This is a genomic window from Shouchella oshimensis, assembly GCF_002019765.1.
GTDB classification, from domain to species: Bacteria; Bacillota; Bacilli; order Bacillales; family Bacillaceae_D; genus Shouchella; species Shouchella oshimensis.
Genome location: NZ_KV917380.1, coordinates 300,707 through 313,703 on the forward strand (window position 1 = coordinate 300,707; position 12,997 = coordinate 313,703).

General features: G+C 41.4%; 13 protein-coding genes. 8 read left to right on the forward strand and 5 right to left on the reverse strand.

Annotated features, from left to right (window positions below):
- Positions 1-332: 332 nt before the first annotated feature.
- The gene (locus BK583_RS01415) at positions 333-1,487 is read right to left on the reverse strand and encodes a GNAT family N-acetyltransferase (protein ID WP_055736457.1); all 1,155 of its coding nucleotides are present in this window, start codon (positions 1,485-1,487) and stop codon (positions 333-335) included.
- A gap of 90 nt (positions 1,488-1,577) precedes the next feature.
- Here BK583_RS01415 and BK583_RS01420 point away from each other — a divergent pair, with 90 nt between their 5' ends.
- The 6 genes from BK583_RS01420 (at position 1,578) to BK583_RS01445 (ending at position 7,674) form a co-directional block, all read left to right on the forward strand.
- Complete coding sequence (locus BK583_RS01420; protein WP_180316893.1) at positions 1,578-2,960, forward strand: dipeptidase; 1,383 nt, start codon at positions 1,578-1,580, stop codon at positions 2,958-2,960.
- A 149-nt stretch (positions 2,961-3,109) separates the two neighbouring features.
- A complete protein-coding gene (locus BK583_RS01425) occupies positions 3,110-3,904 on the forward strand; it encodes a Cof-type HAD-IIB family hydrolase (RefSeq protein WP_055736455.1) in 795 nt (264 codons plus the stop codon).
- 238 nt (positions 3,905-4,142) lie between these two features.
- Positions 4,143-5,084 carry a metal ABC transporter solute-binding protein, Zn/Mn family gene (locus tag BK583_RS01430; RefSeq protein ID WP_078439991.1) on the forward strand — a complete coding sequence of 314 codons (942 nt, stop codon included), beginning with the start codon at positions 4,143-4,145 and terminating at the stop codon, positions 5,082-5,084.
- Positions 5,085-5,124: 40 nt separating this feature from the next.
- Complete coding sequence (locus BK583_RS01435) at positions 5,125-5,883, forward strand: metal ABC transporter ATP-binding protein (protein ID WP_055736454.1); 759 nt, start codon at positions 5,125-5,127, stop codon at positions 5,881-5,883.
- Entirely contained in the window at positions 5,861-6,784 is a 924-nt protein-coding gene (locus BK583_RS01440) for a metal ABC transporter permease (protein ID WP_055736453.1), read from the forward strand. Before BK583_RS01435 ends, BK583_RS01440 begins: the two co-directional genes overlap by 23 nt.
- Entirely contained in the window at positions 6,784-7,674 is an 891-nt protein-coding gene (locus BK583_RS01445) for a metal ABC transporter permease (RefSeq protein ID WP_038486323.1), read from the forward strand. Before BK583_RS01440 ends, BK583_RS01445 begins: the two co-directional genes overlap by 1 nt.
- Positions 7,675-7,691: 17 nt before the next feature.
- Here BK583_RS01445 and BK583_RS01450 read toward each other — a convergent pair whose 3' ends face one another.
- From BK583_RS01450 to BK583_RS01465, 4 genes are all read right to left on the reverse strand, one after another.
- Positions 7,692-8,237, reverse strand: a complete 546-nt coding sequence (locus tag BK583_RS01450) for a YpiB family protein (RefSeq protein ID WP_038484304.1) — start codon at positions 8,235-8,237, stop codon at positions 7,692-7,694.
- Positions 8,238-8,321: 84 nt separating this feature from the next.
- Positions 8,322-8,666: a YflT domain-containing protein gene (locus tag BK583_RS01455; RefSeq protein WP_038484302.1), complete on the reverse strand. Its 345-nt coding sequence runs from the start codon at positions 8,664-8,666 to the stop codon at positions 8,322-8,324.
- 138 nt (positions 8,667-8,804) lie between these two features.
- Complete coding sequence (locus BK583_RS01460; RefSeq protein WP_038484299.1) at positions 8,805-9,092, reverse strand: DUF3817 domain-containing protein; 288 nt, start codon at positions 9,090-9,092, stop codon at positions 8,805-8,807.
- 99 nt (positions 9,093-9,191) lie between these two features.
- Positions 9,192-9,371 carry a hypothetical protein gene (locus BK583_RS01465; protein ID WP_055736452.1) on the reverse strand — a complete coding sequence of 60 codons (180 nt, stop codon included), beginning with the start codon at positions 9,369-9,371 and terminating at the stop codon, positions 9,192-9,194.
- A gap of 149 nt (positions 9,372-9,520) precedes the next feature.
- On the opposite strand from BK583_RS01465, the gene BK583_RS01470 reads away from it, so the two are divergent.
- Together BK583_RS01470 and BK583_RS01475 are read left to right on the forward strand one after the other, a co-directional pair.
- On the forward strand, positions 9,521-10,717 hold the full coding sequence (locus BK583_RS01470; RefSeq protein WP_055736451.1) for a class I SAM-dependent rRNA methyltransferase: 1,197 nt from the start codon (positions 9,521-9,523) through the stop codon (positions 10,715-10,717).
- Between the two features lie 14 nt (positions 10,718-10,731).
- On the forward strand, positions 10,732-12,912 hold the full coding sequence (locus BK583_RS01475; protein WP_055736450.1) for a DNA topoisomerase III: 2,181 nt from the start codon (positions 10,732-10,734) through the stop codon (positions 12,910-12,912).
- The last annotated feature ends 85 nt before the right edge of the window (positions 12,913-12,997 follow it).

Below are 12,997 nucleotides of genomic sequence, written 5' to 3' on the forward strand. Positions count from 1 at the left end.
ATCTTTGGTCTTGATAAATGACCGAGTAACTTTTCCCCATTGATACATCTAAAGCGACTACAAACTCCATCATTGTTCCTCTTTTCATTTAGCATTGAAAGGTCTTCACTTAATCATTCCGATTCTAATTTCCTCTACACGAGCTCAATGGCCCCAACATACTTAAACCTGATTCAGTAATGAAAGTGAAGAAGCTCGGTTTTTAATACGGATTCTAGATCCTTGAGGCTTAGGTCGAGCTTTCTTTCACCTCTCACTATACGCCTAAACGAAAAATAGTGGGTAAGATTCATCCGTCGATGATCTTACCCACTAATCTTAGTATGTTTATGTTAGAAAAAGTCATGTAGCGTAGGCTCTTGATCAGGGAGTGTTCTTAAAAACTGGTCAATTGCTTCTTCGTTTCCAGTCACAAGGTCTGCGTGCTTATAAAAAGTTGGACGCTTATAACCCATGAATAAGCTGGAAGCCGTCTGAATCGTCATAAAAAGAGAAGGTGGATCCGTTGTTGGAACGCATTGGGCATGCCCGTCTTTAATTGACAGGGCAAATATAGTATTGTTCCACGTTGCGAAGTCATCTTGAATACGGATTGTAAACTGTCCATCTGCAAGAAAAGGATGAGTCTCGACAAAGGCTTGAAAATCAACAATTCGCGCCATGAAATAGGGTTTTGTTGTCGCTTTTGTGAGTGGATCTGGTAAGTAGTAATGAAGCGCACTAGAACCAGGAACCGTTATGGTTGCTTCATCTAGCATAGAATCATGTTGCCCAACAAAGTGTAACAATGCTTTTAAGGCAGATTGATCGTAATAGATCATTTCTTGAGTTGTCCATTTTGATTCAGAAAAGCGATAAACCATATACGCCTTTGGAGTACCTTCAGCATCTTCGTAAAGCACTGTGTGGTACTCTTTGTTTTCTTCTTGTTTTCTCCCCCACCACTCGTCATCTCGTTCTAACATCCCGTGACGTAAACAGTTAGTATAGACATCTTTTATGCGGTTATCTTGATAGGGGACACGGGTTAAAGTACCTTCAAGCGTTGCTAGAGGACGGGGGAGTTGATTTTTTTCAAGGGTATAAGTCACTTCATCACATAATATCTCCCAGCCGAATTTCCGATAAAAGGATACTGAAAAGGGGGCCAAATAAGAAAGGACTTGTCCTTTTTCTTTCATAGTTTCTAAGCTATGGTGAAGCAGCTTTCGAACACCGCCTTGGCGTCTCGCTTCAGGATAAGAGGCAACGCTAGCAATCCCACCCATGGGTACAGTTCTGCCAAATAACTGAATAGATAAAGACAGTAACGTTAGTTTCGATGCAAGCTGGTTATCATCCATTAAAGCAAAATGCGTAGCATTATGATGAGACCAGTGTGTTCGAGCGGTTTCTGTTTGTTCACTAGTAGGTTTTGCTTGAAAGGCATAACAGCTTAATGCGAACGCCTCATCAAAATGACGAGCGTTCAATGTCTGAATGACCACATGATTCCCTCCCTTTTTTCTATTAAGTGTACCATGAGTCGTGATGAATAGGAGACTATGATACAATCAAAAAAAGAATAATTTGGAGTGATGAAGTTGACAAGTAAAGCGGTTGATTATGTACAAGCTCATCGAGAGGCAATGTTAAATGAATTAAATGAGTTTTTGAAAATTAAAAGCATTAGTTCCCTGTCTGAACATAAACAAGATGTTGCGGAAGCGGCAAGCTGGTTAGAGGGGCAATTGCTTCATGCTGGGTTAGAAAAAGTAGAGATTATCCCAACTGCTAAACATCCAGTTGTCTATGGAGAGTGGTTAAAGGCAGGAAACGATGCGAAAACCATTTTAGTGTATGGTCATTATGACGTGCAGCCTGTAGATCCGGTTCATTTATGGGAAACAGACCCATTCGAACCAACGATTCGAGAAAACAAGCTTTATGCAAGAGGAGCGAGTGACGATAAAGGTCAAACCTTCATGCATATAAAAGCAGTTGAAGCGATGCTCAAATCAGAAGGGGCGCTACCGTTTAATATCAAATTTCTTATTGAAGGTGAAGAGGAAATCGGTTCGCCTAATTTAGATGCGTTTGTCGAGAAAGAAAAAGAGCGATTGGCAGCAGATGTACTAGTCATTTCAGACACACCGATGCTAGAAGCTGGACGACCTGCTATCTGTACTGGCTTAAGAGGGTTAGCTGCAATGGAGCTTACAGTAAGAGGCGCAAAAGGGGACTTGCATTCCGGTTTATATGGGGGAGCCGTTCCTAATTCCCTTCACGCATTAGTTGAGCTTTTAGCTAGTTTTCGAAATGAGGCTGGTGAGATTGCGATTTCGGGCTTTTATGATGGCATTGAAGCGCTAGCTGATGAAGAGAAAGAGAGTTTAGCGGCTCTCGGAAGCGGCGATGACAGCATGAAGGCAGAGACCGGTGTATCCGCTCTTGTAGGTGAAGAAGGGTATTCATCGCGTGAGCGGACGTGGATTCGTCCTACTCTTGAGCTAAATGGTGTATTCGGAGGCTTTCAAGGAGAAGGCGTCAAAACAGTCATTCCAGCGGAAGCTACAGCAAAGATTTCTTGCCGCCTCGTCCCAGGACAAGACCCAGATGATATTTTAAACAAAATCGAGAAACACATTAATGCCCATACACCAAAAGGAGTGACGGTCACTACACATCGTCATGACACTGGTAAACCATTTGCGGCTCCTGTGACAGATCCTGCCTTTGCGGCGGCTGCACGAGCGTATGAAAAGGTGTATAAAACAGAAGTTGCTTATACACGTATGGGAGGATCGATTCCAGTTGTGGAAACATTTGATGCTCAGCTTCATGTTCCGATTGTGCTAATGGGCTTTGGCCTGCCAAGTGAAAACTTCCACGCGCCTAATGAACATTTCCATCTAGAAAATTTTGACAAGGGGCTCGAAACGATTTTAGCTTTTTGGCAAGAATACAGTCAATTAAGCTAGTAAAAGGGATGGGGATAGCCCCCTCCTTTTTTTCATCTGTTGATTGGCAACGATAGGAATGCAAGCTGAATATTCATGACACGACATTTCATTTCATTTTGTAGTACACTAAGAAAGGAAAGAGTGCATTCTGGAAGGGGTCAGGTATCATGTCAACGGTAGAAAGACCAGTCATTAAGTTAATTGCTCTTGATATGGACGGTACATTATTAAACGAAAATCATGAGATATCTGCTGGGAATCGAGAAGCCATTATGGAAGCGCGAGAATTAAATGTTCCTGTTATGATTGCGACTGGACGAACGCGGGCAACATGCGGAAGTTACGCTCAGTCATTAGGTTTACAGACATTTTTAGTCACTGCAAATGGTGGAGAAATTTATAATAAAGACGGTGTGTTAATACACGCAACCCACTTACACGAAGATGCTGTGGATCATGTTTATGAATTAAGAGAACGATATGGCGCTCATGTATGGGCAGCTTCCTCTAATGGACTTTTTCGTGGAGATTTGCCCGAAGATCGTCATAATTACAATTGGTTGAAATTTGGTTTCGATACGACTGACGATCAAGTGCGTAAAGACATTATTGCTGAGCTAACAGAACATGGTCTTACAGAAATTACAAATTCGAGTCCCACAAACATTGAAGTTAATGCAATCGGAATTAATAAAGCAAATGCGATAAAAATGGTTTGTGATGAACTGGACATTGATATGAAGCATGTGATGGCTGTTGGAGACAGCTTAAATGATATTGCCATGATACAAGAAGCTGGAATAGGGGTTGCGATGGGAAATGCTCAAGACCTTGTTAAGCGTAAAGCAGACTGGATAACAGCTACAAACGCAAATGACGGTGTTGCTGCAGCCATTCATCGATGGGTCACATTGCCGAGAAAAGAAGGAACGCGAGAGAAGCCAAATGAAAATGGTATGTAAACGAAAGAAAACGTCACGCTCATTGATAAGCGTGGCGTTTTTTTTTACATAAATGGAAGAGAGAATCGAAAAGCTAAGAGAGGGTAGAGGGACGAAAAAAAGGAACGAGGGAAAAATTCTTGACAATATTGGACAAGGGAATTAAAGTTGCATTAGAGAAACTTTATTGTGGACAGGAAATAAATCCTGATTGATGCATACAAATAAAGATAATGAGTGGATGAAGGAGGAACAAAACATGTTAAAGCATACTCTCGGATTGACAGCTGTCTCTGCAGCCGTGTTACTCTCTGCCTGTAATGATAGCGGGAATGAAACTGGTGGAGGAGATTCAGCAGACGGATCAATTGACGTTGTAGCAACGATTGCTCAAATTGGGGAGCCTCTATCTGTTATCGCTGGTGACTTTGCTAACGTCGAGACGTTAATGGGTCCAGGAGTGGATCCCCATATTTACGAGGCATCTCAAGGAGATATTCGTTTATTTCAACAGGCGGATATTATCTTTTACAACGGATTACATTTAGAGGCCCAGCTTTCAGATGTGTTTAATAGTGTAGAGACAAACGCCCATGCAATTGGTGAAAAAGTAGATGCAGGAAGTCTGTTAGAGGATGAAGAAGATGCAGGTATGGATGATCCACATATCTGGTTTGATGTAGTATTATGGGAACAAGCATTAGATGCTGCAGTTGAGGAATTAAAAGTATTACTTCCTGATCACGCAGATGAAATAGAAGAAAATAAACAAGCCTATTTTGCTGAATTAGAAGAATTACACATGTATGCTGTAGATACGTTAGCACAAATTCCAGAAGAACAGCGTATTTTAGTAACGGCACATGATGCATTTCAATATTTTGGTGAAATGAACAATATAGACGTAATGGGCATACAAGGTTTAAGTACAGAGTCTGAGGCAGGTATATCAGATATCCAGTCAACAATTAATACGATTGTAGAAAAAGAAGTTCCGGCTGTCTTTGTTGAAAGTAGTGTGAACGATTCAACGATTCAAGCAGTCATTGAAGGCGCTAATCAAGCCGGGCATTCCATTGAATTAGGCGGCGAGCTGTATTCAGACGCTATGGGTGATGCAGGTACAGAAGAAGGAACGTACATTGGAATGTATCGACATAATGTTGATACGATTTACTCAGCATTAACAGCCTCCGAATAACTTCGATGACGTGTAAGGCAGAACAAGGAGATGAATGACCATGAGCGTACTGCATGTCGAAAACATCAGTGCAGCCTATCGCAGAAATACAGTCTTGAAAAATGTAAGCTTTACTGTAGAAAAAGGTTCATTGACAGGGATTGTTGGACCAAACGGTGCAGGTAAGTCAACGTTAATTAAAACATTGCTTAACCTGCACCCACCTTTAAATGGCCAAGTATATTTTTTTGATTCTTCATTAAAAAGACAAAAATCTCGCGTAGGCTATGTACCGCAAAGAGGCTCAGTAGATTGGGATTTTCCAACAAATGCGCTCGATGTTGTGTTAATGGGACTTTACCGCCGTATCGGTTGGCTGAAGTGGCCGAAAAAGAAACATAAAGAAAAAGCAATGGACGCTTTAAGAAAAGTTGGTATGGAAGATTATGCAAAAAGACAGATTAGCCAGCTTTCTGGTGGGCAACAACAGCGTGTTTTTCTAGCACGTGCACTTGTGCAGGATGCAGACCTTTATTTTATGGATGAGCCATTTGCCGGGGTCGATGCTGCAACAGAGAGAGCGATCATGACCATTTTAAAGCAATTACGAGCAGATGGAAAAACGGTTCTTGTTGTGCACCATGATTTGCAGACAGTTAAGGATTATTTTGACCACGTACTGTTTCTAAACAAAACCATTATTGCACATGGTAAAACAGAAGAAATCTTTACGGCAAGCAACATTACGAAAGCGTATGGGGGAGCTGTGCACATCATAAAAGAGGAGGCGCTTGTCGATGGCGATTCTAGCGTCGATTAACTTCCAGTGGGTGCTCCTAAGTGCGACATTCTTAGGAATAGCGGCCGGAATGTTTGGTACCCTTGCATATTGGAAACGACAGAGCCTGATGAGTGACGCGCTCTCTCACGCCGCTCTCCCTGGTGTTGTGATTGCGTTTATGATCATTAATGAGAAAAATTTCTTCATCCTTATTTTAGGGGCTGCTCTTAGTGCATTATTAGGCGCGTGGTTTATTTACGTAATCCGTTCTTCGTCTAGGATTAAAGAAGATACAGCTATGGGGATTATTCTTTCTGTCTTTTTTGGAGCAGGAATTGTTCTACTGACACTTGTTAATCGGTCAGGTAGCGGAAGCCAAAGTGGGTTAGACACATTTATCTTTGGTCAGGCGGCAAGCATGGTGCGCCTAGATGTGTATACGATGGTGGTCCTTGCAATCGCGATTATTGTCCTCATTACCTTTGCATACAAGGAATGGAAGCTGTTTTTATTCGACCCTGAATTTGCAAGAGGCATTGGTTTATCGTCCAGAGGAATGGATATAGCTTATATGATTGGACTTGTGACGACTATTGTAATCGGTATTCAAGCTGTAGGAGTCATCTTAATGGCGGCATTGTTAATTATTCCGGCTGTGAGTGCAAGATACTGGACGCAATCGTTTAAAGTTATGTTGCTCTTGTCAGGGATATTCGGCGGATTGTCTGGTGCCATTGGTACTTTCCTAAGTGCGCAAGGTGCAGGTTGGCCGACTGGACCGTTTATCGTTTTATCTGCGTCTATCTTCTTTGTTTTTTCTTTGTTCTTTGGAAAAGAAAAAGGGTTCATTGCAGAAAAAATGGAGTTTCGTGCTCAGCAACGGCAAGCACTTAGTGAGAATGAAGCACCTGGCGTATTGAAAGAAGGTGGCCATAAATGATTTCATATGAAGGCTGGATTCTTATTACCGGTGCGTTAGTTGGTATGACCTGTGGAATTGTAGGTGCATATTTAATTTTACGACGAATGGCGATGATGGCTGATGCCATTAGTCATACGGTTTTATTAGGTATCGTACTTGCATTTCTCGTTACTCAACGATTAGATGGCATTCATATGCTAATCGGTGCTGCACTTGCAGGTTTATTAACAACATTCCTTGTACAATGGTTTCATTCAAAAGGGGTACAGCATGATGCGTCCATTGGAGTCGTCTTCACTTCATTGTTCGCGATTGGCGTTATTTTAATTTCTACTTCAGTCGGAAATGTTCATTTAGACGTTCAACACACTTTAATGGGGGAAATTGCGTTTATTCCTTTTAATACAACGAATCTTTTTGGTTTGGAGATACCAGTAGCTACATTGATGTTAGTTGTTGTCTTTGTCATTGTACTTGGATTTATTCTCCTTCTCTATAAAGAATGGAAGCTATTAGCTTTTGATGCGGGACTTGCGTTAAGCCTTGGATTGCCTGTGTTATTTCTGCATTATTTGTTTATGGGGTTAGTCTCCATTACAACGGTTGCCTCATTCGACGCTGTTGGAGCCATTATGGTCGTAGCGATGTTAGTAACGCCAGCCGCTTCAGCCTATTTATGGACGGAACGACTGTCCGTGATGATTATGCTAAGTGCATCGTTTGGTGCTCTTTCAGCAATCAGTGGCTATTATGTAGCGTATTGGATCGACAGTTCGATTTCGGGGTCGATGGCAATGATGACTGGTGTTGTGTTTCTGCTTAGTTTCCTTTTCTCACCTACACATGGGTTGGTGGCGAAATGGATTCGGCCAAATAAGAAGAAAAACGATGAAAAAGCTCATGCGTAACGTGAGCTTTTTCTTTTTTATTGGGCTAGCTTTTCTTGAAGCTGACGCAACTCTTTAGAAAGCCTGGCGAATTCATCATGGTTACGATCATCAAGTGCTTTATCAATAGCTGCACGCAAACGAGATCGTTCATTCTCAGTGTCGATATACTGAAGAAAAGCGTTTGTTTCTTGTTCGTCTTTTTGATTTTGTTTGTATTGACGGTAGGATTTATGAACAGGTGTCTCAACGAGCTGACGATACGTGTGATGAATGTCACGTCCATAAAAATGAACAATCAGGTAAATAGGGTTTGAGGGGTGAGTCATTATGTCATCAAGTGCTTTTGCTACATCCTCGGTCTTTTTTCCTTGATTCACGTATAGAAATCCAATTTCATCCGACTGGGTACTCGCAACAATGAGTGTTCGTCTTTTTGGATCAATTGTTTCTGTAAACCGTAACTTGGCTAACAAATGCGGTGACGACTGAATATGAACAAGAAGCGCTCGTGCACCACGATTTTTTAAATAATGATGATTCACAAACCATTGCAAAAATTGCTTCTTTATGAGATCACTCATGTAGCGCAGCCCTCCTCTCCTTTCTCTATTAAAACACGAAAACAGCCGCATCTCTAGTGAAGAGGACGGCTGTTTGGCAGATGATTAAAATGTGAAGCTTTCATTTTGATTGGTAACAGCGACTATGATTTTTCCTTGGTCTAGTTCTTCTTCGAGCTGTTCTGCTTCAGGCTCGGAGAATCCTAACTCCTCAAACTTAGAACGAAGCTCGTCCCCTTTACTGCGGAACGTGTTCTTTATGGATGTACCAAGACCTGTTTCGGATGCTGTAATCGTATTAGCGTCTGCATTATCAGCCACACGATCTGTACGATCATCATCGTGGGTGATAACGTAAATATCGTCTTCCATGATGTTCTTTTGCTTTAATGCCTTCACTACATTCACGACTTCTTCATCGTTATAAAATTCTCTGTATACAGGTTTCATTGATATCGCCTCCTGTGTACTTAAGTACCCTCGACAATTTTGAATGAAACATCCAATAAATAGGTCATAAGAATCAAAAAAAGTTCATCAAAAAAAGATGTACTAGCAGCTTTATTCATGAAAAAACCCTCAAGCCTATTAAACAGCTGGAGGGCGTTCGTTTTGATTAATGATCCGTTTTTCTAAAATAAATGGTCCGAATGGTACGATTGATGCAATCGTAGCAAAGACCGATGTTTTTAAATTCCACTGTTTACTAAAGAAGAAATTTGCAACGAAAAGCATGTACATAATAAAGAGTACACCATGGGCCATTCCAATCACACTAACAAACTCTGGAATGTTCCAGATATACTTAAGTGGCATCGCAAGAAAAAGTAATAATAGTAAAGATATTCCTTCAATATAGCTAACCCATTTAAACATTCTTATCCCACCTTCCCTCTCTAGTATAGCAATCTTTCTATACAATATGTGGGGGAAGCGTACATTTTCAGCTCGTTAAAAGCAAAAGTCAAAGGTTCTTCACAATTGTTGGGTTGAAAGTGGTTCAGGTATCCAATGACATGAGTAGGAACGATCTTTATTTAATTGTTCTGCATACAGTTCAGCCTCGAATAAATCGTTGAAAATGGCATCCTCTTCACTATTGTCGACCTTAAGAGTTTTCGTTATTCCATTTATTGTACAGATCAATTTAAACATGTCATCACTCCTAAGGGACTTTGTTTTATTATGCGCTTTTTATAAATAAATAGATAGAGATTTCATCTATTCTCCCCGTGAATCAACGGGACCGTAGCTCATTTCACTGTTGAAAAAACGATATGCTATACTACTGTTGAGGTGAAAGCATGCACAATCGTACGGAAAGCAAACAAGTAGTGAATGAGAAGGTTTCTAAACAACTAAAGAACGGCTATCCACTTCTTGAAAAAGACTGGTTTTCTACAGAGGACCTGCAAGAAGGGACACTTTTAACCATAGAGGATCATTCCAATCGTTTTATTGCCAAGGCGTATGTCGGCAAGCAGAATGTAGGAAACGGTTGGGTTCTATCAACAGATCAACAAGAGCCAATCGATCTTGCTTTTTTTAAGGGGAAATTGACAGAGGCTATTGAAAAACGTCAGGCTTATTTTCGGTCAGAAGATACGACAGCTTTTCGTTTATTTAATAGTGAAGGTGATGGAATAGGTGGATTACAAATCGATTATTATGCTGGTTACATTGTCATTACTTGGTATAGTGAGGGAATTTATACGTTTCGAGAATGGGTGTTAGACAGTGTTAGGAAGCTAGTGTCTTATGAAGGCATATATGAAAAGAAGCGATTCGCAGAAGATGGTTCTTATACAGGTGAAGATGATTACGTGGAAGGAAAACGAGGCGAGTTTCCGCTTCTTATTAAAGAGAATGGAATCACATATGCTACTTACTTGAATGATGGTCCAATGACTGGAATCTTTTTAGATCAACGTCTCGTGCGTAAACGGATTATGGATCAGTATGCTGTTGGAAAACGTGTATTAAATCTTTTTTCCTACACTGGTGCGTTTTCAGTTGCAGCGGCAATGGGAGGCGCAAGTGAAACAACAAGTGTTGATCTAGCCAACCGCAGTAGGGAAAAAACAGAAGAACAATTTGCGGTTAACGGACTCGATCCAAAAGAACAGCGAATCGTTGTAATGGATGCGTTTCGCTACTTTTCTTATGCGAAAAAGAAAGAGCTAGAATATGACTTAATCGTGTTAGACCCACCGAGCTTTGCACGGTCTAAGAAGATAACGTTCCGTGCAGCAAAGGACTATTCGAAGCTTTTAGAAGAAGCCATTCCGTTAGTAAGTAAAGACGGTGTTATGATCGCTTCTACCAATGCTGCAAATGTTACAACGAAGCAATTTAAGCGCTTTGTAGATGAGGCATTTGAAGCGACAGGGGTCCACTATGAGGTGGTAGAAGAGCACCGGGTACCAGCAGACTTTGCAACAACCCGTGCCTATCCAAAAGGAAGTTATTTAAAGGTCTTAATGATACAAGTACGTAAATAAAAAAGGATGATTAGATGAAGAAAAAAGCCATTTTAGCAGAAAAACCGTCTGTTGGTCGCGACATTGCCCGCGTTCTAGGCGCAAACCAAAAAGGAAACGGATTTTTTGAAGGCAAAGATGTTATTGTGACGTGGGGATTAGGGCATCTTGTCACGCATGCTGATCCTGAGCATTATGGAGAACAGTATAAAACGTGGCGATTAGAGGAGCTACCGATGCTACCGAAGCGCCTTGATCTCGTTGTCATTAAACAAACCTCTAAGCAATTCCATACGGTGAAAAAAGTGTTGAATCGTCAAGATGTTGGTGAAGTGATTATCGCAACAGATGCAGGAAGAGAAGGGGAGCTTGTAGCTCGTTGGATTCTTGCAAAAGCCCATGTGAAAAAGCCAATTAAGCGATTATGGATTTCATCTGTTACAGATAAAGCGATAAAAGACGGTTTTAAGAAGCTGAAAGATGGTCGCCAGTATGAGAACTTGTTTGCCGCAGCAGAAGCCCGAGCAGAAGCCGACTGGTATGTAGGCATTAACGGTACACGCGCACTCACAACAAAGCATAATGCACAGCTCTCTTGTGGTCGCGTTCAGACGCCAACCCTTGCGATTCTGGCGGCACGAGAAAAAGCTATTCAATCCTTTAAGCCGGTGCCTTATCACACGCTGCAAGTAAGTGTAGATGCCGGTGCAATGTTCCGCTGGTATAATCAGAAATCTGGTGATGAGCGGATTTTCGATGAAGCAGAAGCGAAAGCCTTGAAAGAGAAGATAAAAGGAAAAGCCGTCGCTATTACAAGCGTGAAAGCGAAGAAAAAATTTACCCCTGCACCTCACCTCTACGATTTAACAGAGTTGCAGCGTGAAGCCAATAAACGTTACGGTTACTCGGCAAAAGAAACTCTCGGTGCTTTGCAGAAGCTGTACGAACAGCATAAAGCAGTCACGTATCCAAGAACCGATTCGCGCTTTCTTTCTTCTGATCTTGTTGATACATTCAAAGACCGTTTAAAAGCCATTGATGTGCAGCCATTCCGCAAAACAGTGCTTGAAGCATCAAAGCTAGGCACACAACATGCGAAAAAACAAATGGTTAACGACGCGAAAGTATCGGATCACCACGCGTTAATTCCAACCGAACAAGCACCACCAATAAGTGCTATGAATGATAAAGAAACGAAGCTTTATTACTTGATTGTGCGACGCTTTTTAGCAAACTTTTTCCCAGCAAGTGAATCAGAGCAAACGGTTGTAGAAGCAGAGATTGCAAACGAAACACTCCGCACAAAAGGAGAGCGTATGATTTCTCTTGGTTGGCGTCAAAATGAAGACGAAGATCAAGCAAAAGAAAGCAAGCTTCCTAAATTAACTGAAGGAGAGAAGTTGTCGGTTAACCATACAGAATTAAAGCGAGGTGAAACAACGCCACCTGCCCGTTTTAATGAAGCAACCTTGTTGACGGCAATGGAAAAGCCAGCTCAATTTATGGAAGAAAAAGACGCAACAATCTCTAAAACCCTTGCGCAAGCTGGTGGAATTGGTACGGTAGCAACCCGAGCAGACATCATTGAGAAGCTCTTTTCTAGCTTCTTAATTGAGAAAAAAGGCAAAGACCTTTTTGTGACGTCAAAAGGGAAGCAGCTACTTGATCTTGTACCAGAAGAGCTCAAATCGCCAGCGCTAACTGCTGAATGGGAGCAACGTCTTGAGAAAATTGTGCAAGGGAAAGAGCAGAAGAGTGCGTTTATTGCCGATATGAAAAAATATGCTCACTCCGTTGTTGGACAAGTAAAAGCCGACACAACGAAATTCCGTCATGATAATAAAACAGGGGAAAAATGCCCAGAGTGTGGTAAATTCTTGCTTGAAGTGAACGGGAAGAAGGGCAAAATGCGTGTGTGCCAAGATCGTGAATGCGGCTACCGTAAAAATATTGCGATGACGACAAATGCACGCTGTCCAAAATGTAAAAAGAAACTGGAACTTCGAGGGCAGGGAGACGCTCAAGTTTTCGCTTGTGTGTGTGGCCATCGAGAAAAGAAAGCTCAATTTGAGGAACGCCGTAAACAAAGTAAAAACAAAAATGTTTCGAAGCGTGAAGTAAATAATTATATGAAGAAACAAAACAAGCAAGACGATTTTGCAAACTCTGCACTAGCAGATCAATTAGCGAAATTAGGGTTAAATAAAGAGAAGTAGGTCACCGTCCACTGATTCACATCAGTGGGCTTTTTGCGCCGTTTACATTTTGTTTATAAACCTTCATCGGAGCATAATGTGCGCT

What these genes read in the sequence shown, in the direction of transcription:
- BK583_RS01440 (WP_055736453.1), top strand. Translation starts at nt 5,861, where the DNA reads ATGGCGATTCTAGCGTCGATTAACTTCCAGTGGGTGCTCCTAAGTGCG.
- BK583_RS01430 (WP_078439991.1), top strand. Translation starts at nt 4,143, where the DNA reads ATGTTAAAGCATACTCTCGGATTGACAGCTGTCTCTGCAGCCGTGTTA.
- BK583_RS01420 (WP_180316893.1), top strand. Translation starts at nt 1,578, where the DNA reads ATGAAGTTGACAAGTAAAGCGGTTGATTATGTACAAGCTCATCGAGAG.
- BK583_RS01455 (WP_038484302.1), bottom strand. Translation starts at nt 8,666, where the DNA reads ATGAAACCTGTATACAGAGAATTTTATAACGATGAAGAAGTCGTGAAT.
- BK583_RS01450 (WP_038484304.1), bottom strand. Translation starts at nt 8,237, where the DNA reads ATGAGTGATCTCATAAAGAAGCAATTTTTGCAATGGTTTGTGAATCAT.
- BK583_RS01465 (WP_055736452.1), bottom strand. Translation starts at nt 9,371, where the DNA reads ATGTTTAAATTGATCTGTACAATAAATGGAATAACGAAAACTCTTAAG.
- BK583_RS01435 (WP_055736454.1), top strand. Translation starts at nt 5,125, where the DNA reads ATGAGCGTACTGCATGTCGAAAACATCAGTGCAGCCTATCGCAGAAAT.
- BK583_RS01475 (WP_055736450.1), top strand. Translation starts at nt 10,732, where the DNA reads ATGAAGAAAAAAGCCATTTTAGCAGAAAAACCGTCTGTTGGTCGCGAC.
- BK583_RS01470 (WP_055736451.1), top strand. Translation starts at nt 9,521, where the DNA reads ATGCACAATCGTACGGAAAGCAAACAAGTAGTGAATGAGAAGGTTTCT.
- BK583_RS01460 (WP_038484299.1), bottom strand. Translation starts at nt 9,092, where the DNA reads ATGTTTAAATGGGTTAGCTATATTGAAGGAATATCTTTACTATTATTA.
- BK583_RS01425 (WP_055736455.1), top strand. Translation starts at nt 3,110, where the DNA reads ATGTCAACGGTAGAAAGACCAGTCATTAAGTTAATTGCTCTTGATATG.